At 62.6% G+C, this 22,238-nt stretch carries 20 protein-coding genes; 7 read left to right on the top strand and 13 right to left on the bottom strand.

Features of this window, described 5'->3' with window-relative positions; all coding sequences use genetic code 11:
• Positions 1-407: 407 nt before the first annotated feature.
• From nagE to BLP99_RS12800, 7 genes are all read right to left on the bottom strand, one after another.
• Entirely contained in the window at positions 408-2,123 is a 1,716-nt protein-coding gene (gene nagE / locus BLP99_RS12830; protein ID WP_072395408.1) for an N-acetylglucosamine-specific PTS transporter subunit IIBC, read from the bottom strand.
• A gap of 31 nt (positions 2,124-2,154) precedes the next feature.
• On the bottom strand, positions 2,155-4,668 hold the full coding sequence (gene ptsP, locus BLP99_RS12825) for a phosphoenolpyruvate--protein phosphotransferase (protein ID WP_072459647.1): 2,514 nt from the start codon (positions 4,666-4,668) through the stop codon (positions 2,155-2,157).
• A 54-nt stretch (positions 4,669-4,722) separates the two neighbouring features.
• Complete coding sequence (locus BLP99_RS12820) at positions 4,723-5,745, bottom strand: SIS domain-containing protein (protein ID WP_092180435.1); 1,023 nt, start codon at positions 5,743-5,745, stop codon at positions 4,723-4,725.
• The gene (gene nagA / locus BLP99_RS12815; protein ID WP_072395394.1) at positions 5,726-6,832 is read right to left on the bottom strand and encodes an N-acetylglucosamine-6-phosphate deacetylase; all 1,107 of its coding nucleotides are present in this window, start codon (positions 6,830-6,832) and stop codon (positions 5,726-5,728) included. The genes BLP99_RS12820 and nagA overlap by 20 nt, the downstream gene beginning before the upstream one ends.
• 17 nt (positions 6,833-6,849) lie before the next feature.
• Positions 6,850-7,581 carry a GntR family transcriptional regulator gene (locus BLP99_RS12810; protein ID WP_092180432.1) on the bottom strand — a complete coding sequence of 244 codons (732 nt, stop codon included), beginning with the start codon at positions 7,579-7,581 and terminating at the stop codon, positions 6,850-6,852.
• A gap of 447 nt (positions 7,582-8,028) precedes the next feature.
• Positions 8,029-8,535, bottom strand: a complete 507-nt coding sequence (locus BLP99_RS12805) for a L,D-transpeptidase family protein (protein ID WP_072395390.1) — start codon at positions 8,533-8,535, stop codon at positions 8,029-8,031.
• A gap of 39 nt (positions 8,536-8,574) precedes the next feature.
• Positions 8,575-9,126, bottom strand: a complete 552-nt coding sequence (locus BLP99_RS12800) for an NUDIX hydrolase (protein ID WP_072395388.1) — start codon at positions 9,124-9,126, stop codon at positions 8,575-8,577.
• A 145-nt stretch (positions 9,127-9,271) separates the two neighbouring features.
• Between BLP99_RS12800 and BLP99_RS12795 the strand changes: the two genes are divergently transcribed.
• Genes BLP99_RS12795 through BLP99_RS12785 form a run of 3 tightly spaced genes read left to right on the top strand, consistent with a single transcriptional unit; the run spans position 9,272 to position 10,625 of the window.
• Complete coding sequence (locus tag BLP99_RS12795; RefSeq protein ID WP_072395367.1) at positions 9,272-9,871, top strand: CoA pyrophosphatase; 600 nt, start codon at positions 9,272-9,274, stop codon at positions 9,869-9,871.
• 23 nt (positions 9,872-9,894) lie between these two features.
• Positions 9,895-10,419: a gamma carbonic anhydrase family protein gene (locus BLP99_RS12790; protein ID WP_072395365.1), complete on the top strand. Its 525-nt coding sequence runs from the start codon at positions 9,895-9,897 to the stop codon at positions 10,417-10,419.
• A complete protein-coding gene (locus BLP99_RS12785) occupies positions 10,416-10,625 on the top strand; it encodes a DUF1289 domain-containing protein (RefSeq protein WP_072395363.1) in 210 nt (69 codons plus the stop codon). Before BLP99_RS12790 ends, BLP99_RS12785 begins: the two co-directional genes overlap by 4 nt.
• A 37-nt stretch (positions 10,626-10,662) precedes the next feature.
• On the opposite strand, the gene BLP99_RS12780 is transcribed toward BLP99_RS12785, so the two are convergent.
• Together BLP99_RS12780 and BLP99_RS12775 are read right to left on the bottom strand one after the other, a co-directional pair.
• Entirely contained in the window at positions 10,663-11,304 is a 642-nt protein-coding gene (locus BLP99_RS12780) for a Pr6Pr family membrane protein (protein WP_092180447.1), read from the bottom strand.
• Between the two features lie 9 nt (positions 11,305-11,313).
• Entirely contained in the window at positions 11,314-11,544 is a 231-nt protein-coding gene (locus tag BLP99_RS12775; protein ID WP_003205228.1) for a VF530 family protein, read from the bottom strand.
• A gap of 512 nt (positions 11,545-12,056) precedes the next feature.
• Here BLP99_RS12775 and BLP99_RS12770 point away from each other — a divergent pair.
• Positions 12,057-14,471 carry a glucose/quinate/shikimate family membrane-bound PQQ-dependent dehydrogenase gene (locus tag BLP99_RS12770; protein ID WP_072459650.1) on the top strand — a complete coding sequence of 805 codons (2,415 nt, stop codon included), beginning with the start codon at positions 12,057-12,059 and terminating at the stop codon, positions 14,469-14,471.
• A 113-nt stretch (positions 14,472-14,584) separates the two neighbouring features.
• Here BLP99_RS12770 and purT read toward each other — a convergent pair whose 3' ends face one another.
• From purT to BLP99_RS12750, 4 genes are all read right to left on the bottom strand, one after another.
• On the bottom strand, positions 14,585-15,766 hold the full coding sequence (gene purT, locus BLP99_RS12765) for a formate-dependent phosphoribosylglycinamide formyltransferase (RefSeq protein WP_072432107.1): 1,182 nt from the start codon (positions 15,764-15,766) through the stop codon (positions 14,585-14,587).
• Positions 15,767-15,868: 102 nt separating this feature from the next.
• Positions 15,869-16,336: a preQ0 transporter gene (locus tag BLP99_RS12760; protein ID WP_072395355.1), complete on the bottom strand. Its 468-nt coding sequence runs from the start codon at positions 16,334-16,336 to the stop codon at positions 15,869-15,871.
• Positions 16,337-16,484: 148 nt separating this feature from the next.
• Complete coding sequence (locus BLP99_RS12755) at positions 16,485-17,270, bottom strand: siderophore-interacting protein (RefSeq protein WP_072432108.1); 786 nt, start codon at positions 17,268-17,270, stop codon at positions 16,485-16,487.
• Complete coding sequence (locus BLP99_RS12750; protein ID WP_072432109.1) at positions 17,267-17,830, bottom strand: PadR family transcriptional regulator; 564 nt, start codon at positions 17,828-17,830, stop codon at positions 17,267-17,269. Before BLP99_RS12750 ends, BLP99_RS12755 begins: the two co-directional genes overlap by 4 nt.
• A 433-nt stretch (positions 17,831-18,263) precedes the next feature.
• Between BLP99_RS12750 and BLP99_RS12745 the strand changes: the two genes are divergently transcribed.
• The 3 genes from BLP99_RS12745 (at position 18,264) to BLP99_RS12735 (ending at position 22,206) form a co-directional block, all read left to right on the top strand.
• Positions 18,264-18,752 carry a CS1 type fimbrial major subunit gene (locus BLP99_RS12745; protein WP_072395331.1) on the top strand — a complete coding sequence of 163 codons (489 nt, stop codon included), beginning with the start codon at positions 18,264-18,266 and terminating at the stop codon, positions 18,750-18,752.
• Positions 18,753-18,865: 113 nt separating this feature from the next.
• Entirely contained in the window at positions 18,866-21,388 is a 2,523-nt protein-coding gene (locus BLP99_RS12740) for a TcfC E-set like domain-containing protein (protein ID WP_092180430.1), read from the top strand.
• A 74-nt stretch (positions 21,389-21,462) separates the two neighbouring features.
• Positions 21,463-22,206 carry a pilus assembly protein gene (locus BLP99_RS12735; protein WP_072395326.1) on the top strand — a complete coding sequence of 248 codons (744 nt, stop codon included), beginning with the start codon at positions 21,463-21,465 and terminating at the stop codon, positions 22,204-22,206.
• Positions 22,207-22,238 lie beyond the last annotated feature (32 nt).

The raw sequence follows: 22,238 nt of genomic DNA, 5'->3' as shown, positions 1-22,238 counted from the left end.
GTGTGCGCTAGCAAACAAACTGGCGCGAATCGTGTGGGCGGTACTGGCCAAAGGCGGCCAGTACGACCCACATCCGAACGCTTGAATGCACAGCGTTACCACCGGCTTTTGCGACGTCACTGACTGATGACAGTAAACGGCAAACGGCCCGACTGAGAACCTGGCAATAAAATCAGCTTTAGAAGCTGAGGGTTTTTTCAGGACAGTCGGGAGCGGCTACTCATCGAGGGCCGAGCGTTGTTGCAGCAACGCTCACAACGAGCCCGGATACATTAGCGCAAGCCAGCTTTACCGAAAACAGCCCATGAGGTTGCAGGAGAAGGGCTGACCATACATTTTATTGGGTGCGGCAAAAGTTGAAACCAGCACCTACCTGCAGGCATGGACCTGTGGCGAGGGATTGGGGTCTAGGCTTTCACATCCGCCTGACGGCTCAGCACCATCGCTTCCAGCGCCTGCCACAACGTCGGCGCCCTCTCCCCCAGCAACAGGTGCCAAACGCCTCCTTCCAAGGCACTGACCCCCTGGCATCCCAGCGTCCGCAGTTGGCTTTCCGACAATTGCCTGCCATCGGCCAGGCGCACCCGCAACCGGCTCATCGCCACGCAGTCGAGTTGCAACACGTTGCCCTCGCCACCCAGCGCATCCATCCATTGCCGGGCTTCGGCGGCGGGCACGACGGGCGTGGCCGCCGTCTCGTTCGCAGTGGCCGCGCCAGTGCTGGCATGGCGGTCGGAGGCAGGCAGTGCCAGGCGGATTTCATCGGCGATGCTGTCGGCCATTGGCCCTACCACCACCTGCAGACTCCCGCCATTGCCAGGACGCACCACGGCCATGGCGCCCAGGGCCTTGAGTTGCGCATCGCAGGCTTTGTTGCGGTCCACCATGTCCAGTCGCAGCCGGGTGGTGCACGCGCCCACGGTGATCAGGTTGTCGGCGCCACCCAGTGCCTGGATATAGGCCCCGGCCCGCTGGTGCTGGGCAACGACCGGCTTGTCCATTGCCGGCACATCTTCCCGGCCCGGGGTCTTGAGGTCGAAGCGGCGGATGCAGAAGTCGAACACCGTGTAATAGATCACCGCATAGACCAGCCCCACCGGCACCACCAGCCAGCCGTTGCTCGACTTGCCCCAGCCCAGCACCATGTCGATGAAACCGCCGGAAAACGTGAAGCCCAGGCGGATGTTCAGCCAGTCGGTGATCGCCATGGACAGCCCGGTGAGCAGGGCGTGCAGCAGGAACAACAGGGGGGCCAGGAACATGAAGGCGAATTCCACCGGCTCGGTCACCCCGGTAAGGAACGACGTCAGCGCCATGGACAACAGGATCCCGCCCATGACCTTGCGTCGCTGGGGCAGGGCGTTGCGATACATGGCCAGGCACGCGGCGGGCAGGCCGAACAGCATCACCGGAAACATGCCGGTCATGAACTGGCCGCCATTAGGGTCGCCGGCGAAGTAGCGGGTCAGGTCGCCGGTGACCACCGCGCCGGTCTGCGGGTCGGTGAAGCTGCCGAAGATGAACCAGGCCATGTTGTTGAGGATGTGGTGCAGCCCGGTGACGATCAGCAGGCGGTTGAAGACGCCGAACACGAATGCGCCGAAACTGCCGCTCTCCATCAGCAGGGCGCCGAAGCCGTTGATCCCGGCCTGGATGGGCGGCCAGATCAATCCGAACACCACCCCCAGGCCGACGGCGCTGAACCCGGTGACAATCGGCACGAAGCGCCGGCCGCCGAAGAATGCCAGGTACTCGGGCAGTTTGATGTCCTTGAAGCGGTTGTACAGCGCGCCGGCCAGCAAGCCGCTGATGATCCCGGCCAGCATGCCCATGTTGATACTGGCGTCGAGCACCTTCAGGGTCGCGATCATCACCAGATAGCCGATGGCCCCCGCCAGGCCTGCCGTGCCGTTGTTGTCTCGGGCGAAACCCACCGCGATGCCGATGGCGAAGATCATCGGCAGGTTGGCGAAAATCGCCTGGCCTGCATCGTGGATGATGGCGATGTTCAAGAGATCCGTGTCACCCAGGCGCAGCAACAGGCCGGCGATGGGCAGGATCGCGATGGGCAGCATCAGGGCCCGGCCGAGGCGTTGCAGCCCTTCGATGAAATGCTGGTACATGGCGTCTCTCCTTGTTGTTCTTCGAGGGGGCTCAGCCCAGGGGCCAGTGTTGGAGGCAGGCACGGCGCACGGCCTGGGCACTGCCGAGGTTCAGCAGTTCGGTGCTCAGGCAGGCGCATTGCGTGGCGTCGAGGTGACGCACACGCTCCTTGATTTCACCGATCTGCGGCGGGCTTACCGACAGTTCGCGCACACCCAGCCCGATCAGTACGGGTGTCGCCAGCGGATCGGAGGCCAGGGCGCCGCAGACCCCGACCCAGCGCCCGTGCTTCGCCGCGCCTGCGCAGGTCTGGGCGATCAGCCGCAGCAGCGCCGGATGCAGGGCGTCGACCCGGGCGGCGAGGCCTGCGTGGTCGCGGTCCATGGCCAGGGTGTATTGCGAGAGATCGTTGGTGCCGATGGACAGGAAATCCGCGTGTTCGGCCAACTGTTCGGCCAGTAACGCGGCGGCCGGCACTTCGATCATCACACCCAGTTGCGGTCGCTCCTCCAGGCCCAGCTCGGCGCCCAGGGCATCGAGACGCTGGCGGATGTGCAGCAGCTCGTCGACTTCGGTGACCATGGGCAACAGGATCCGGCAACGCTCCAGCGGACGGGTTTGCAGCAAGGCCCGCAACTGCAAGTCCAGCAGTTGCGGGCGCACCTGGGCAAGGCGAATGCCCCGCAGGCCGAGCACCGGGTTGGCTTCGAACGGCAGTGGCAGGTAGTCCAGCTGTTTGTCGCCGCCCACGTCGATGGTGCGGATGATCACTGGCTTGTCGCCCATGGCCTGGAGCACGGCTTGATAGGCCTGGCGTTGTTCCTCTTCGTCGGGCGCGGTGTGGCGGTCGACGAAAAGGAACTCGGTGCGCAACAGGCCCACGCCGTCGGCACCATTGGCCAAGGCCAGGGCTGCTTCGGCGCTGGAGGCCACGTTGGCGGCCACCTCGACGTGCATTCCATCGATGGTCTGCGCCGGCAGGTGGGCCAGGGCCTGTTGCTCGCCGCGACGGGTGGCTTGCCGGGCTTGTGCCTGCTGCACCTGGGCCAGGCGTTCGGCGCTCGGCGTCAGCTCGAGACGACCGTTGTCGGCGTCCAGCACCACGGCCTGGCCCTGTTCCTGAGTCAACAGGGCATCGCCCAAGGCCACCAGGCACGGCAGGCCTTTGCCTCGGGCGAGGATCGCGACATGGGAGGTCGCCCCGCCTTCGACCATGCACACGCCGGCCACGCCCTGGGCGCTGAGCGCCAGCAGATCCGACGGGGTCAGCTCCTGCGCGGCGACGATGGCGCCGGCCGCCGCTTCCAGTTGCCAGGCCTCGCCCAGCAACGCCCGCAGGACGCGCTGGCGCAGGTCGCGCAAGTCATTGGCGCGTTCGGCCAGCAAGGTACTGCCCAATTGTTGCAGGACCTGGCATTGCACGTCGATGGACTGGCTCCAGGCATGGGGCGCGGCGCTGCCCTGGTCGATGGCCTGATAGGCGGCGTCCAGCAGCACGGGGTCTTCCAGCAGCGCCAGATGGGCTCCGAAAATGGCCTCTTCGTCACGATTGCGCCGGGCCCGGGCCTGTTGCAGGGTGTGCTGGATTTCGTCGCTGACATGCTTGAGCGCGGCCTCCAGGTGCCGACGCTGCGCCTGGACATCATGCCCACCCAGGTCCGGCGGCAACTCGATCGCCCCCAGCTGGACCAATGGCCCGGCCACCAGCCCCGGGGCGGCGCAGACACCGTGCAGCACGCCGTCCTCGGCGGGGCGCACCTGTGGTCGTACTACCGGCGCCGCTGCATGGTCGTCCTCGGCCAGGGCGGTGGACAAGGTCAGCAGCAAAGCCTGTAGCGCCGCTTCGGCATCGCTGCCCCGGCAACTGACCCGGACTTGCGCCTGTTCGGTGACGGCGAGGCCCATCAGCCCCATGACACTGTCGCAGGACGCCGACTTACCGCCGAAATGCAGGTGCGAGCGGCTCTTGAAGCCTTGGGCCGTCTGGCGGATGAGTGCCGCGGGCCGCGCATGCAGGCCGCCGCGGTGGGCAATACGAACTTCGCCATAGACTTGCAGCGCGGTGCCAGGGTCATCGGCCTCTGCTTCGCGGGGCGCCTTGGCGACGATATTCAACAGCGGTTCGCCCACCTTGACGCCCTTGAGCGTGATAGGCCGTGCCTGGAAACGGTCGCCATTGGTGACCACCATCAGGCTGACCAGGCTCTTGCAGCGTTGCGCCACCTTGTCCAGGTCATAGCGCAAAAGCGGCTGGCCGTGGCTGACCCGTGCCCCTTCCTTGACCAGCATGGAGAAGCCGTCGCCTTGCAGCTCCACCGTATCCAGTCCCAGGTGCAGCAGCAATTCGACACCGTTATCGGCTCGCAGGGTCACGGCGTGGCCGCTGCGGGCGACATGGATCACCTCGCCGTCACAGGGCGCGTGCAGGGTGTCGTTCAGCGGGTCGATGGCGATTCCGTCGCCCATGACGCCGCTGGCAAATACCGCGTCCGGGACGTTGGCGAGGGTGAGCACCGGGCCGCTGAGGGGGGCGCTGAGGATCAGCTCTTTATTGTTGTTGGGCATGGGGTGCTCTCGTCAGACGCTTGTCAGCCTGGTTATTGAAGGAAAGCCGTCGTATCAGTGGGTTCGGGTGACCTTGCTCAGGTGCCGCGGATGGTCCGGATCCAGGCCCCGGGCCGCCGCCAGGTTCGCGGCCATCGTGTAGAAGCTCTGGATCGCCAGGATCGGGTCCAGGGCCGGGTGTTCGGCACGGGTCAGCGTGAGGTCGCGTTCGACGATGTCATCGGGTGCCGCCAGCACGACCCGGGCACCGCGCTGGCGCATGTCCGCGGCCAGGCTCAACACGCCGGCCTGCTCGGCGCCACGGGGCGCGAACACCAGCAACGGGTAGTTTTCATCGATCAAGGCCATCGGCCCATGGCGGACCTCGGCACTGCTGAAGGCCTCGGCCTGGATCGCCGAGGTTTCCTTGAACTTGAGCGCCGCTTCCTGGGCGATGGCGAACCCGGCGCCCCGGCCGATGACCATCAATCGCTGACAGTCGCGCAACGTTTCGACAGCGCGGTGCCAATCCTGCCGGGCAGCCTCGCGCAAGCCTTCGGGCAGGGCGCTACCGGCTTCCAGCAACTCGGCGTCGTCCTTGCAGTGCGCCACCAGCCGCGCACTGGCGCTGAGGGTGGCGATGAAACTCTTGGTGGCGGCGACGCTGCTTTCGACGCCGGCGCACAGCGGCACGCTGAATTCGCAGGCCGCTTCCAGGGGCGAATCGACGGCGTTGACCAAGGCCACGCTCAGGGCCCCGCGCTTGCGTAGCAGACGCAGGCTGTTCACCAGGTCGGGGCTCTGTCCCGACTGGGAAAAGCCGAACGCCACCTGTCCGCTGACCTTGAGCGGGGCCTGCTGCATGGTCACCACCGACATCGGCAACGAGGCCACCGGCAAGCCCAGTTGCTGCATGGTCAGGTAGGCGAAGTAGCTGGCGGCATGATCGGAGCTGCCGCGAGCGACGGTCATCGCTACCTGCGGCGGTTGGCGGCGCAGGCGCCCGGCGATTTCCACCAGCGTAGGGTCCAGCTGCTGCAACTGGCGCTCGACGGCCTGGGACGAGGCCAGGGCCTCTTCAAGCATTTTTGAAGTCAATGGCTTCTCCTTCGACCGTCACGTCGGTCAGGGTCAGGTAACGGTCCAGGCGTACGCAGTCGGCCCAGGCACCGGGTTGCAGGCGGCCGCGCTCGGGCAGGCCGAGATAGTCGGCGGGGAACTGCGACAGGCGCTGGGAGGCTTCGGCGAGGGGCAAGCCGATTTTCACCAGGTTGCGCAGGGCCTGGTCCATGGTCAGGGTGCTGCCGGCCAGTGTGCCGTCGGCCAGGCGTACACCGCCCAGGCACTTGGTCACGGTATGGCTGCCCAGCCTGTATTCGCCGTCGGGCATGCCGGCGGCGGCGGTGGAATCGGTGACGCAATACAGGCAGGGAATCGAACGCAGGGCCACGCGCATGGCGCCGGGGTGCACGTGGAGCAAGTCGGGGATCAGCTCGGCATAACGGGCGTGGGCCAGGGCCGCGCCGACGATGCCTGGCTCGCGGTGATGCAGCGGGCTCATGGCGTTGTACAAGTGGGTAAAGCTGGTGGCCCCGGCGGCCAGCGCCGCGACACCTTCTTCATAACTGCCCAGGGTATGACCGATCTGCATGCGCACGCCCCGGGCGCTGAGGGCGCGGATCAAGGCGTCGTGACCGGCAATTTCCGGGGCGATGGTGATCACCCGGATCGGTGCCAGGGCCAGGTAACGCTCCACCTCGGCCAGCAACGCGGTGTGCGCGAAATTCGGTTGGGCGCCCAGTTTTCCGGGATTGATGTAAGGGCCCTCCAAGTGCACGCCCAGGACCCGGGCGCTGCTACTCGGGCGTTGTTCACAGAATTCGCCGAGGGCCTGGAGCACGCTGGCGATCTCTTCGCTGGGCGCGGTCATGGTGGTGGCCAGCAGCGCGGTGGTGCCGAAACGCACATGGGTGCGGGCGATGGTTTCGAACGCCGAGGCGCCTTGCATGATGTCCTTGCCGCCTCCGCCATGGACGTGCAGGTCGATGAAACCGGGCAGCAGGTAGGGCAGGTCGTTGCTGGCCGGATCGCAAGGCTGGCCTTCGATGGACACGACCTTGCCGTGCTCATGGAGCAGGCGGCCACGAACCCAGCCGTCGGGGGTGAGGATGTTGTCTTCGGACATGAAAATTCTCTGCTCGTCTAGCGCCGCAGCTCGGCGACAAAGTCGTAGTAGTCGTTGCGGCAATAGGTGTCGGTGACTTCGATGGGGGTGTTGTCTTCCAGGTAACCGACCCGGGTCATCAGCAACATGGCGGTGCCGGGGGCGATGCCCACCAGGGCGGCGAATTCGTCCGAGGCGTTGATGGCCTGGATGTGTTGCAGGGCGCGCACCACGGGTTTGCTGATGCCGTCGAGGAATTCATAGAGCGAGTCGCCCACTGCCTGGGGCTTGGGGATGATGCTGGCGGGTAGGGTGCTCATCTCGATGGCCATGACCGTGTCATCGGCCTTGCGCAGGCGCTTGAGCCGCGCGACCTTGTCGGTGGGCGACAGGCCCAGGCGGATCAGTTCTTCGTGGGTCGGCGGCGTGATTTCCCGTTCCAGCCATTGGGAGCCGGGCACGAAGCCTTTGAGTCGCAGCATCTCGCTGAAGCCACTCAAGCGTGACAGCGGCTGCTCCAGGCGCGGGGTGATGAAGGTGCCCGAACCCTGGTTACGGCGGATCAGGCCTTGTTCGAACAACACTTCCAGGGCCTTGCGGGCGGTGACCCGGGAAATGCCCAGTTGCTCGCTCAAGCTGCGCTCGGACGGCATCGCCTGCTCGGCTTTCCATTGGCCGGCATGAATCGCCGTCTCCAGGTTACGCGCCAGCTGCAGGTACAGCGGCGTGGGTTGGGTGTCGTCAGGGCGCAGGGCCAGGATGTCGTTCATATCGATGTCCGATACGTTGTTGAATTGTTGTCGCTCGGTAATCGGGGTGGAAGCTAATACCACTTGAATACCATGTCAACGCCGCTTTCCCAGGGTTTACCGGTGTATTTCGATGGTTTTTGAGGGGTGGGATTGAAGTGGTATTAGAGGCTGGGAATTCAACAGCAAAGATCGCCGCCTGCGACAACCCCTACGGTGTGAATTGGTATTCATCTGTAGGCAATTTCTGAAGGTGGGATTTTTTTATTTTATTTTTCGATGTTGACGGGCGGTCACCCGAGACTGGGACTAACGGGCCGTTGCGGCGAGGGAGCTTGCTCCCACTGGGGTGCGAAGCGGCCCTAAAACCTGACAGCGCGGTGTGTCAGGCCAATTGAGTTAACGGCCTTGGGGCTGCTGCGCAGCCCAGCGGGGATAAATCCCCTCGCCACAAGAGCTGCTTCGGGGTTATGGACGAATCTCGATCATCGTCCCATCCGGCACCAGGTTCCAGACTTCGCGCATGTCCACATTGCGCATGGCAATGCAGCCATCGGTCCAGTCCAGGGTGTGGAACAGCTGTTCAGGGTTTTCCTCCGAATCAGGCGTGCCGTGGATCATGATCATGCCTCCCGGTTCCACGCCTTCGCGGCGGGCGCGGGCGGCGTCGCTGATGTTGGGGTAGGAAATGTGCATGGACAGGTAGAAGCGTTCGCTGGTCTTGCGCCAGTCGATCCAATAGAAACCCTCGGGGGTGCGTTTGTCGCCTTCGATCAGCTTGGGGCCTTTCTTGGCGCCCTTGCCCAGGGAGATGCGATAGGTCTTGAGCGGCTTGCCGTCGTTGATCAATTGCAATTGATGGGCGGACTTGAGCACCAGCACTTTTTCGATGACCTTGCCGTTATAGGTTCCCACCGCGGAGGCCTGGGACACAGCGGTGAACGACAGGCAGAACAGGACAAGCAACCAGCGCATTGAAACGATATCCCTTGAGGTGTCGCAGCTATTTGGATGTTATGTGTTGGCAGGCTGGGCCAGCGGCGGGATCGATTCGGATCGCACCGGATAGTCCTCGGCTTGCCGGTCAGCATAGAAGTATTCCAGGGTACGGCCTACTGTGCGGAAGGCCAGTTCATCCCAGGGAATATCCGCTTCTTCGAACAGTTTCACTTCCAGGCTCTCGGGCCCTGCGGCGAAATCCTGGTCCACCAGTTCGGCGCGGAAGAATACATGTACCTGGCTGATATGCGGTACGTCAATCAGCGTATAGATGCTCAGATTTCGTACCCGGGCGCAGGCCTCCTCGGCGGTTTCGCGCACGGCGGCCTGTTCGACCGTCTCGCCGTTCTCCATGAAGCCCGCCGGCAGTGTCCAGTAACCGCGCCGCGGCTCGATGGCGCGCCGGCACAGCAGCACCTTGCTGCCCCAGGTCGGTACGCAACCGGCCACGATGTTGGGGTTCTGGTAATGAATGGTGTGGCAAGTGTCGCAAACGAAACGCAGGCGCGAGTCGCCTTCGGGTATGCGCTGGGTCACCGGATTACCGCACTGGCTGCAGAATTTCATGCTTGGATTCCTGGATGCTGCGCCTATCTTGGCGTGCGTGGGCCGGTGCGGCAAGTTGTCGTTTCGCGACACGACGCGGTGCAGGGCTTGGGCCGCCTGGATGATTGGTGCATGATGCAAGGTAGCGAATAAATCGAGAAGTCTCATGCTGGACGAGCTACTGCATCGAGTAAGCAACCACACCCCGCGCGAACTGGAGGTCGACCGACGTTTTCCTGAAGCCGCGGTGCTGGTGCCGATCACTCGCAGTGATGAACCTGAACTGCTTTTGACCTTGCGCGCCAGCGGCCTGTCGACCCATGGCGGCGAAGTGGCGTTCCCCGGCGGGCGCCGCGACCCGGAAGATCCCGACCTGATCTTCACCGCCCTGCGCGAGGCTGAAGAGGAAATCGGCCTGCCCCCCGGCCTGGTGGAAGTGATCGGCCCCCTCAGCCCGCTGATTTCGTTGCACGGCATCAAGGTGACGCCTTATGTGGGGGTGATCCCCGATTATGTCGAGTACCAGGCCAACGATGCCGAGATCGCCGCGGTGTTCAGCGTGCCCCTGGAGTTTTTCCGCAAGGACCCCCGCGAGCACACTCACCGCATCGATTATCAGGGTTGCAGTTGGTACGTTCCCAGCTATCGTTTTGGCGAATATAAAATCTGGGGCCTGACGGCGATCATGATCGTCGAGCTGGTGAACCTGTTGTTCGATGCGGGCATAGACCTGCACAAACCGCCCAGAAGCTTCCTCAATAACTAAAAGAACGGCCTGCGAGGAGATTCATGAAATATCGCCTGGGCGATGCCCGCGTCGAAATCCACCCACAGAGCTGGGTTGCGCCCAATGCCACGCTGGTGGGCAAGGTCCGCCTCGAAGAAGGCGCCAGTGTCTGGTTCAATGCGGTACTGCGTGGAGACAATGAACTGATCCTGGTGGGCAAGGACAGTAACGTGCAGGACGGCACGGTGATGCACACCGACATGGGGTTCCCGCTGACCATCGGCACCGGCGTGACCATCGGTCATAACGCCATGCTGCACGGCTGCACGGTGGGGGACTACAGCCTCATTGGCATCAATGCGGTGATCCTCAATGGCGCGAAGATCGGCAGGAACTGCATCATCGGCGCCAACGCGCTGATCGGTGAAAACAAGGAGATTCCCGACGGTTCGCTGGTGATGGGCTCACCCGGCAAGGTCGTCAGGGAATTGACCGAAGCCCAGAAGAAAATGCTGGAAGCCAGCGCCGCGCATTACGTCCACAACGCGCAGCGTTACGCCCGTGACCTGAAGGAGCAGGAACAATGAACACCCCCGAACGCCCGGTGCCGTCACCCTGTGTGAACATCTGCTCGTTGGACGACCATGACATCTGCACCGGTTGCCAGCGCACGGTGTCGGAAATCACTCGCTGGAGAAAAATGGACAACGATGAACGGCGTCATGTCCTGGCGCTGTGTCATGAGCGGGCCAAGGCCAATGGACTGGTGTGGGCGTTGCCGACCAGCTCCTGACCCGATCCGAAGACATATCCGAAGTAGGGCGGGCCCGTTACCTGGAAGGTCGGCCTGCCCACCGGTCCAGCCCCACCACACCCAGCGCGATGCCGACGAATCCTGCCAAGATCCCTCCGGCATTGAGGAACACTTGTGGATAGCCCAGGTTCGACACGTCGATGAAAGGGTAGGGGTACGCCGCCAGCAGGTCGCCCCTTAGCAGGACATAGGCGAAATACACCAGGGGATAGGCTATCCACAGCCCGATGTGCCTGAGGCGCAAGGTGCCCTTGGGAACGCAAAGCCACCAATAGGCGACGTACAGCAGCGGCATCACGTCGTGCAGCAGTTCGTCGGCCACGAACTGCCAGCCTTCGGGTTGCCACAGATGGCGTAGCAGCAGGTTGTAGGCCAGGCTGACCAGGGCGATGCTCACGGCGATACCGCTGCTTACGCTGGGTAGCAGGAACCAGCGCCGCACCGCTGATTCGCGCGGGGTCACTTCCCAGGTCAGTACCACCGCCACCAGGATGTTGGTCAGTACCGTGAAGAAGCTGAAGAAATTCACCAGGCCGCCCAGCAGGCTCGCGCCGAGGCTCCAGCGACCGAGCAGGATCAGGTAGAGCTGGATGCTCAACCCCAGCCAACCGAGCAATGCCGCCAGCGACACCAGGCGTCGGCGCAAGGCGTTATCGATGTCCACGGCTCAGACGGGCCGCTTGGTGCGCATCAGCTTGATGTACAAGCGCTCGACTTTCTCGCGTGCCCAAGGGGTCTTGCGCAGGAAGGTCAGGCTCGACTTGATGCTCGGGTCGCTCTTGAAGCAGCGAATGTCAATGCGTTCGGCCAATCCCGACCATTCGTAGTGCTGAACCAGCGCATTGAGGATCTGCTCCAGCGTCACGCCGTGCAGCGGGTTGTTGTTGGGTTCGGTCATGGGAGGCCTTTTACCGTGAAGATGTAAAGCCGCGCACCTTAGCCGAGGTGCCCCTCGAGGGGGAAGCATAGATGCGTCTTGAGTGGGGCACACTGTTACCGGAATCGAAAGGATCCATGTCAATAAAAGATCTTTCTCTATTGGTAACAGGACATTATCCTTGCGCCGCCTGCTGAAACGCTTCTTCTGGCGTGCCAGAGCCATTGCCTTCAGCTCACTTCTGTATCCGGACCCAAGAACGCTTGCACTATGTTCAATGTTCAGACTTTGAAAGACAGCGCTGTCTCAATCTGCGTGACGAGCCGATTTCTGTGGGAGCGACCAGGCTCGCGATAGCGATTGCACACCCAGCATTGAAGTCGGCTGACACGCAGCCATCGCCAGAAAGCTCGCTCCCACAGGGGCCGCGTCAACCGAATTTGCCTTTTTCAACTGAACCATGCCCCTTCAAGATCGTCATCTAAAGTGACAACTTGCGCGGGACTCTTTAAAACCTCACGGAGAATCACACTATGAGCACTGAGGGTGCTTTGAGTCGAAGCCGTCTGCTACCGAGCCTGCTCGGCATTCTGCTTCTATTGATGGGCCTGGCCCTGTTGGCCGGCGGTGTCAAGCTGAGCATGCTGGGCGGCTCGCTGTATTACCTGCTGGCCGGTATCGGCCTGGCCCTGACGGGTGTGCTGTTGATCATGGCTCGTCGTGCGGCCCTGGGCCTTTACGCATTGGTGTTGTTCGCCAGCACCGTCTGGGCCTTGTGGGAAGTGGGCCTGGACTGGTGGCAACTGGTGCCGCGCCTGGCGATGCTGTTTGCCTTGGGCATCGTCCTGTTGCTGCCGTGGTTCCGCCGTCCATTGCTGAGCGCCGAGGCATCGAACATGGGCACCCGCGCCCTGGGTGCCGCCGTGGTCATCGCCGGTGTCGCGGCACTCGCCAGCCAGTTTACCAACCCGGGCGAGATCAAGGGCCAGCTGGACCGCGATGCGGTGCCGGGCATGACCAACACCGCACCGGCGATGCCGGACGGCGACTGGAACTCCTATGGCCGCAGCGCCCATGGCGACCGTTATTCGCCGCTGGCACAGATCACCCCGCAAAACGTCAGCAAACTGGTACCGGCCTGGACCTATCGCACGGGCGACCTGCCAGGGCCGAACGATCCGGGCGAGACCACCGCCGAAAACACCCCGCTGAAAGCCAACGGCATGCTCTATGTCTGCACGCCTCACAGCCAGGTGATCGCGCTGGAGCCGGAGACCGGCAAGGAGATCTGGCGTTTCGATCCGAAGCTTTCCACCCAGAAGGCGGAGAATTTCAAGGGCTGGGCCCACATGACCTGCCGTGGCGTGACCTATCACGATGACGCAGTCTACGCTTCTGCCGAACAGAGCCCCACCGGCACTGCCAGCACCACGCCGGCGAGCACGGTCTGCCCACGGCGGATCTTCCTGCCGACCGCCGATACCCGCCTGATCGCCCTGAACGCCGACACCGGCAAGATGTGCGAAGACTTCGGCGACAAGGGCCAGGTCGACCTGACCGCCAACATCGGCAGCTTCACGGCTGGCGGCTACTATTCCACTTCGCCACCGGCGGTCACCCAGAACCTGGTGGTGATCGGTGGCCACGTGACCGACAACGTCTCCATCGACGAGCCTAGCGGTGTGATCCGCGCCTACGACGTGCACACCGGCAAGCTGGTGTGGAACTGGGACAGCGGCAAGCCGGACGACACCACGCCGATCGCCGAAGGCCAGGTCTACACCCGCAACTCGCCGAACATGTGGTCCATGTTCAGCGTCGATGAAAAGCTCGGCATGCTGTACCTGCCGATGGGCAACCAGACCCCCGATCAGTTCGGTGGCATGCGTACCCCTGAATCGGAAAAATATGCCGCAGGCCTGACCGCGCTGGACATCGCCACCGGCAAGGTCCGCTGGTACTTCCAGTTCACCCACCACGACCTGTGGGACATGGACGTGGGCGGCCAACCGACCTTGATGGACCTCAAGACTGCCGACGGCGTGAAGCCGGCCGTACTGGCTTCGACCAAGCAGGGCAGCATCTATGTGCTGGACCGCAGCAACGGCCAGCCGATCGTGCCGATCAAGGAGATCCCGGTCCCCCAAGGCGCGGTGGAAGGTGACTACACCTCGCCGACCCAACCGATGTCCGACCTGAACTTCGTGCCGCCGGTCCTCAAGGAAAGCGACATGTGGGGCGTGACCCCCTTCGACCAGATGCTCTGCCGCATCGACTTCAAGTCGCTGCGCTATGAGGGCATGTTCACGCCGCCATCGCTGCAGGGCTCCATCGTCTACCCGGGCAATTTCGGCGTATTCGACTGGGGCGGTATCTCGGTGGATCCGGTGCGCCAGATCGCGTTCGTCAACCCCAGCTACATGGCGTTCAAGTCCAAGCTGGTACCGGCGGCGGAAGTGGCCGGCGGTCCGGGTCGCAAGAGCGAAACCGAAGGCGTGCAGCCGAACAAGGGGGCGCCCTACGGCGTGATCCTCGAAGCGCTGCTCTCGCCGATGGGCCTGCCGTGCCAGGCGCCGGCCTGGGGGTATGTGGCGGCGGTCGACCTGACCAACAACAAGACCCTGTGGAAACACAAGAACGGCACCGTGCGCGACAGCTCGCCGGTACCGATTCCGCTGAGCATGGGCGTACCGAGTCTGGGCGGCACTTTCACCACCGCCAGTGGCCTGGCGTTCCTCAGCGGTACCCTCGACCAGTACCTGCGTGCCTACGACGTGAAGAACGGCAAGCAACTGTGGGAAGGCCGCCTGCCGGCTGGCGCCCAGACCACGCCGATGACCTATACCGGCAAGGACGGCAAGCAGTACGTGCTGGTCGTCGCCGGCGGCCACGGTTCCCTGGGGACCAAGCAGGGTGACTATGTGATTGCCTACAAACTGCCGGACTAAGCGGCACCGGCGTTCATGAAAAAGGCGACACCTTTGCGGGTGTCGCCTTTTTTTGAGCTTGTCTGTTGTGGCAAGAAATCTCCTCACCACAGGGGACTGTATCCCGCCCGGTTTTACAACTCGATCTTAACCGCCTGTGAAGCCCGGGTCGCCTTGGCGCGGGCCGCTTCGATGGATTCGTCGCGGGCCAGGGCCACGCCCAGGCGGCGCTGACCGTTGACTTCCGGCTTGCCGAACAGGCGCAGGGCGGTGTCCGGTTCGCTCAGGGCGGCGCCAAGGTTGGCGAAAGCGGTCTGGGTCGACTGGCCTTCCACCAGCAGCACTGCCGAAGCTGATGGACCGAACTGACGGATCAGCGGGATCGGCAGGCCGAGGATGGCCCGGGCGTGCAGGGCGAATTGCGACAGGTCCTGGGAAATCAGGGTCACCAGGCCGGTGTCGTGGGGGCGGGGCGATACTTCGCTGAACCACACCTGGTCACCCTTGATGAACAGCTCGACGCCAAACAGCCCGCGACCGCCCAGGGCCTCGGTCACCGCCTTGGCGACACGCTCGGATTCGGCCAGGGCCACCGGGCTCATGGCCTGGGGCTGCCAGGATTCCTGGTAGTCGCCTTTCTCCTGCCGATGGCCGACCGGCGCGCAGAACGTGGTGCCGCCGACATGACGCACGGTGAGCAGGGTGATCTCGTAGTCGAAATCGATAAAGCCCTCGATGATGACCCGGCCCTTGCCGGCGCGGCCACCTTCCTGGGCGTAGTCCCAGGCCTTCTGCACGTCATCGACGCTGCGCAGCAGGCTCTGGCCCTTGCCCGAGGAACTCATGACCGGCTTGACCACGCATGGGAAACCCAGGGTCTGGACGGCCTTGCGGTAATCTTCCACGGTGTCGGCGAAGAAATAAGGCGAAGTCGGCAGGCCCAGCTCTTCGGCGGCCAGGCGCCGGATGCCTTCGCGGTTCATGGTCAGTTGCGCGGCGCGGGCGGTGGGGATCACGGTGAAGCCTTCGGCTTCCAGTTCCACCAGGGTGGCGGTGGCGATGGCTTCGATTTCCGGCACGATGAAATGCGGCTTCTCGGCCTCGATCACGGCACGCAGGGCGGCACCGTCGAGCATGTTGATCACATGGCTGCGGTGGGCCACTTGCATGGCCGGCGCGTTGGCGTAGCGGTCCACGGCAATCACCTCGACGCCCAGGCGCTGCAGTTCGATCACCACTTCCTTGCCCAGCTCACCGCTGCCACACAACAAAACGCGGGTCGCGGTGGGCGACAATGGAGTTCCGATACGGGTCATCTGAAGGTCCTCAAACAGGAGCGGATCATCGAGGGTTGCGCGCCTTGCGAGCTTCCCATGGAGAGAAAACGCGGCATTTTACATGAACCGCGGGGTTTGGCTTCAACTGGCCACTGCTTGCCGGCGTAAACGCCAGGCCATGATCAGCCAGACGGCGGTGACCCCGGCGAATTTCGAGGCCAGGGCGGTGATGACCACACCCGGTGTCAGGGCGTCGATCAAACCGAAGAAAATGAAAGTGTCCAAGGGGATGCTCAGTGCCGAGCTGATCCACAGGCGATCATGCAACGGACGCCGGGTGATGGTGAACACCAGCCAGTCGATGCACTCGGACACGGCAAACGCGGTGGCACTGGCCAGGGCGATGGTCGGATCCGAGGTCACGTAGGACAACACCAGGGCCGCCAGCATCGCCACGATGGCGCCATGGCCGAAGCGGGTCTGCACCATGTCCCGCAGGATAAACACCAGCCCGCCCCACGCCGACCAGATGATGTCCAGGTGTGGCGCGGCGGAAAACGCGAAGTTGATCAGCACGACGCTGGCGATGTAGGCGATCAGGAAGAGCATGGAGCGGGGTACCGGGTGGAAGGTTCGATCATCTTAGCTGATAGAGCGCACTGGGATTGATCGTTCCCACGCGCAGCGTGGGGGGACGATCAGTCATGGCTCGACGAAAGATGGGCCCTCAGCAATACCAGTGAGAGCTGGACGCGCTTCATTCCTCCTCGCTCCCCTGCGCCTTCCAGTACCCCACAGCCTTCACGAAGTCCTGGTCCAACCCTTTCTCCTCCAGCAACACCTTGCGAATCTGCCGCGATACTTTGCTTTCGGTCGCGACCCAGGCGTAGAGCTTGCCAGGGGGCATCTGCAGTTGGCGCACGGTGGTCAGCAGGGTGTTCTGGCGGCCTTCGCGCAGTACCCAGATCACATGGACCTGCGCCGGGCTCTGGAGCACCTGTTGTTCGGCACCGTTGGCAACTTCCACCACTACCAGGGCCCGCCGGTTCGGCGCCAGGCCTTCGAGGCGGCGGGCGATGGCGGGTAGGGCGGTTTCGTCGCCCACTAGCAGATAGCTGTCGAAGATGTCCGGTACGATCATCGAGCCTCGCGGCCCGGCGATGTCCAGGAACTGTCCCGGCATTGCCTGGGCTGCCCAGGTCGAGGCGGGGCCGTCGCCGTGAAGCACGAAGTCGAGGTCCAGTTCCAGGGTGTCCAGGTCATAGCGGCGCGGGGTGTAGTCGCGCATTTCGGGCATCGGCCCTTGGGCCTTGCCGGCACTGGGGTCGAAGGTGTCCAGGGCGGCCCGCTCTTCGGCGCTCTGCGGGAAGAACACCTTCACGTGGTCGTCCGTGCCCAGGCTGACGAACCCGGCCAGCTCCGGTCCGCCGACCGTGATGCGGCGCATGCGTGGGGTGAGGTCCATCACCCGCAATACTTGCAGGCGTCGTCGCCTGATTTCGTGGCTGACACGGTGAATGATGTTTGGATCGGTCTCTGTCATTGGCTTGTTTCCGCAACGGGTGGACGACCGGGGCCGTCGATGATGGCTTGGGCGGTGGCGTTGAGCAGGTCGCGTACTCGCATGGTTTCTTCCGGGCTCCAGTGGCCATGATGCTGGTACAGCGCATGACGCAAGTTATACACCGCTTCGTGGATTTCCGGGGGGCGCTCATGGCCACGCAAGGAGCGTTTGCCCGCTTCGATGCGCATCCGTACGCCTTCCAGCGCCGTGGATTGTTCCTCAAGCAATAGACGTCCGGCGTCGGTCACGCTGTAGCGTTTTTTTCCGCCATCGTTGTCGCCCTGGATCATTGCGCTCACCTCAAGCGCGGTCAGGGTCGGGTAGATCACACCGGGGCTGGGGCTATAGGCTCCTTCGAACATGTTTTCGATCTGGCGGATCAAGTCATAGCCGTGGCAAGCCTGCTCGGCGATCAAGGCCAGCAACAGCAATCGCAGGTCACCGGCGGCGAAGATGCGTGGGCCACGACCACCGCGTCCACGGCTAGCCGGGTGCCGTGGGTAGCCGCTGCAATCGGAATGAAGATGGGAGGCTGGCATATATCTGTTCTCCGTTATAAATAAGTTGAGGTCGAGATATGTCTTAATTTCAAGATATATCTTTTGACGTTAGATATATCGCGGAACTAAGATGTCTCTCGAGCTGGGTTCGCTAGTTGAGTTCGCTAGAACCTTAGCTGATTACCTCATGCCTACGGGCAGCATAATTGCCTGATCTTTCAGCAGTGCTGGAACCGCCGGGCGGCAAGGGATGCGGGTGTGGGTAGTTTCTTACATCCAAACTTGTGTTTTATAAAAACACGAGTCTTTTTCTTTGTTATGGATGCTGGTTTTACTACGCATCTGTGGGAATTTGCCTGCTTATTTTTAATTAAAGAGCGACGATCATGCTCCGGCGTTGTGGGGTAGCCCCGGTCTTCATCGGGCTGCAACTTCAACCCTTCTCTTTATGCAAAGAACAGGTGTGACAAACATGCTCAAACAATTCGTATCCGGTACTGCCCTGGTCGCCGTAGCCCTGGGTTCTTCGCAGGCGTTTGCCCTCGACGATGCACGCTCCTCCATCCATATCAGCGCAACCATTCCCACCAAGCAGTTCCATGTGCTGCCGCGCGATCCGGACTTCGGTAAGGATGAGGTCATGAATTACAACCCTGTGACCAACACCCTGAGTTCCGTGCGCCAGACCTTCGACGTGAAGAACACCGATGGTTCGGTCCATGCCTATCTGTTGGGTGGCCAGGCTTCGCTGACCAATGGTACGGATTCCATTCCCCTGCTTACTCGGTTCAACAACGTCACCCTGACCGAGTTCCCCCAGGAAGTCGTCAGTGACGCAGCGTCCACACCAGGTACCCAGGCCGACATGCTCATCATGGCTTCCACCGTCCCTCTGGAGAGTCAGGTAGGCCAATACACTGCCGACTTCACCGTGATCTTCGACGCGGTGCCGCGTCCGTAAGCCCTTCGACGCCCGATGAGTCTCTTCTCTTCCCGCGGGCATAGACACAGGTCGGCCATCCGGCCGGCCTGTACCTGGAACGTCCGTTAGCTAGCTGATATGAGAATCCGTTGATGTTTCCGAAGACACCCATCGCGGGTGCCCTCGCGCTGATGCTGTGCGCGAGTGCATTGGCTGCGCCGGCGGCCCCCGGTACGACACCCAGAAGTCTGTTGTCCCAGGCCAAGGGGCTACCGGAGGAGTTTGAAACCCACTTTTTCGATGTGCCACTGGCGGTTCGTATAGAACTCGATCAACAGTACCTCGGCGAAGCCATGGTGGTGTTGACGCGGGACGATCGCATAACCCTGCTGGAATTCACCGACACCCAGGACAGCCCGATCTCGGCAGCCGACCGTGGGCAATGGGAGCACCTGCTCAAGGCGGGGCGTCCCCTGGGGGCTTGTGAAGCCCAATGCACCTCGGGGCTTCTGGCGGTGCACTACAGCCTCGAACATTCGCTGGTGTCGATTCTGACCCAGAGTGTCGAACGCGGCACCGCGCAAAAGCGTTATCACGACCTGCCGCAAGACGGCAGCCTTGGCCTTATCTTCAACAACCAACTCAACCTCAATGGCGGCCAGGAACAGGACACGGGGGGGCGTTATGGCCTCAACGCCAGTTCCAGCCTGGGCAACTGGAGCCAGTCGTTCGACTTGCAGCTCTCCCGCCTTGGCGGGCCGGATGACAAGCTCTATCACGCCGTCCATGAACTTTTTACCCAGCGCGAAATGGAAGACACGTTCTTTCGCCTGGGTTACTTCATGCCAGGATCCGATGGCCTGAACCGGCAGATCCGCTCGTTCGGGGCCAATCCGGACACCGCGCTGGGGGTCATGTATGGCAGCTCCGACAGCCTGCTCATCAATAATCCCAAGCCCAGCGTGTACCCGATCTATGTCACCGCCAGCCGTCAGGCCGCGGTAGAGATCTACCGCAACGGCCTGTTGATCAATACCCAGGCCGTCAGCGCCGGCTTGCAGAGCCTGGACACCCGGCCACTGCCCGGCGGCATCTATGAAGTGGAGGTGCGGCTGATCGAGGACGGACAGACCACCGCCACCACCCAGGAGCTGGTCTACAAACCCAACAATTGGCGCAGTGCCGACGATCGCTGGCGCTATAACCTGTTCGCCGGCCGTGAAAGCAGACTGTTGAGCAACTGGGATGACCAACCGAGCGGTTTCACCACCGCCGGTTTCGGCCTCAATTACCTGGCGCACCCTCGGGTGGTACTGGGACTTTCCACGCGACAGGTGCAGGACAAATTGCAGTACGGCACCTCGGTGGACTGGACATTGGCCAGCAGCGCGAGTCTGTTCGCCAACGTCTACCAGACCGAAAAATACGGCACCGGGATGGACCTGCAAGGGCTCTACAGCTATGGCCTGGGCAGCGTGGTGGCCAGTCATAACCGCAGTTGGCTGGACACCCGCAACACCTACGAGATCCTGCCCGACGGCACTCGCGTGCGCCAGCGCAACGTGTTCGTCGGCCATACCAGCAATTCGTCGCTGTCGATCAACCATCGGTTGAGCAACAAGGCATCCGTCAACGGACGATTGTTCTATAGCGAGGGTAACGTCCAGGGCACCGGCCTGGACCTGGGTTGGAATCAGCGTGGCAAGCTGGGTGGCAGCGACGCCAATTGGCGATTGTCGGTGTTCGACCGCCCAGGCACGTCAAGTACCGCCGAGCGCCGCAATCGTGGCCTGGACCTGAGTGTCAATGTCGCGCTGGGCGGGCCGGGGGAGTACTGGACCGGCAGCATCGGCACGCGGACCTCCCGCGACGGCGACCGGGACAATAATGCCTCGCTGACCTATCGCCGGGACCTTGAGGATCACGTACTGCAAAGTGTTTCCGCCACGGCCCTGGCCGATACCTACGGCATGGGGCTGTCAGGCCTTGCCAGTTTCGAAACCGATGGGTTGTATGGCGACGGCTTCATCCAGCGTTCTTCCTACAACGACAACCTCACCGGCGGCTTGAACCTGAGCAGTACGGTGGCCGTGGGCGGCGGGAAGGTCGCCTTCTCCGGCCTGCCGCAGAGCGGCGGCGCGGGCATGATCGTCGATGTGGAGACAGACCTGGACAATATCGTCCTGCTTGCCGACGACCTGACCGGCGGCACCACCACCCTGCGTCCCGGGCGCAACTTCGTGGCCACCAGCGCCTACCAGAACAGCATGGTGACGTTCGACTTCGACGGTATCCATCCGCCGGCGGCCAGCATCTCCCCTGCGCGCACCCGCTACCACTTGAACAAGGGCGGCGTGGACTACCGCAAGGTGAGTGTCATCAGAACGGTCACCGTTCTGGGGCGCGTGTTGGATGAACAGGGCAAGCCGCTCAAGGGCCATCACGTCATCAATCACGCCAGCCGCGGCGTCAGCGAAGTGGACGGATTTTTCTCCATGGAGATGAACGCAAGCTCGCCGACGCTGGAGGTGCGCTACGGCAACGACTTGCTTTGCCAGTTCCGACTCGACCCGGACAGCGCCAGCCGCGAGGGCGATGTATTGATGATCGGCGATCTGCGTTGCACGCCGGACACACTGGCCGGCAACGATCCTGTGCGCCAGACGGCGGGTTGAGCCTGATTTCCACCTTCAAAACGTATTCCCTGAAACGGTCGTCATCGACTGTCTTCGATCCATGAGGTTTGGCAATGAAACGCTTATTGGCTTTGTGTGGTTTTTCGCTGTTTTCCATGACGGTCCAGGCCGGGCCGCAGATTAACGTCGGCGTGGTCTACGACTACCTTGACGGCAACAAAAGCACCTACATGAAAAGGGTTTTCAACGGCGGTACATCCACGGCGTTCGTGAAGGTCGAGATCATGGAAATTCTCTACGCCGAGGATGGCAGCTATCAGGAGGTGCCGCTGCAGGACCAGGCCGACGCCATGACCAGGAATGGCCTGATGGCGAGTCCCGCGCGCCTGATCGTGCCGGCCAATGGCGTGCAGGGCACTCGCTTGCTGTTCATGGGCGATCGCGACAAGGAACGCTACTTCCGGATTCGCTTCGTGCCGGTGGTGCCGGAGGCCGAGGACGAGTTCGCGATCAGCGCCGAGGAACGCGAGGACTACAAGAAGGAGCGCATCGCAGCCGGAGTGAAAGTACTGGCCGGTTTCGGCACGGTGTTTTTCGTAAGACCCAGGGACACCCGTTTCGAGACGGTCATCGACGACAGCGCCGCACGCTACCAGGTACGCAACAACGGTAACAGCGTGGTGGTGATCGATGAGTTCAAGGATTGTGCCGCGAAAAAAGAAAACGATTGCAGGCCGACGACAAAGCACCACGTCATGGCCGGTCGTACCTTTGCATTCGATAAGGAGCCGGGGCGTGAATACCGTTTCGACCTGATCGAAGGCCCAGGGAAAAAAGCCGTCGAAATCAAAGGCTGACGACTTGCCGTCGCTGACGCCAAAGGTATCCA

It is taken from the genome of Pseudomonas sp. NFACC32-1 (assembly GCF_900101215.1).
In the GTDB taxonomy this organism is placed as follows: Bacteria; Pseudomonadota; Gammaproteobacteria; order Pseudomonadales; family Pseudomonadaceae; genus Aquipseudomonas.
This window is presented reverse-complemented; position numbering and strand designations above follow the sequence as displayed.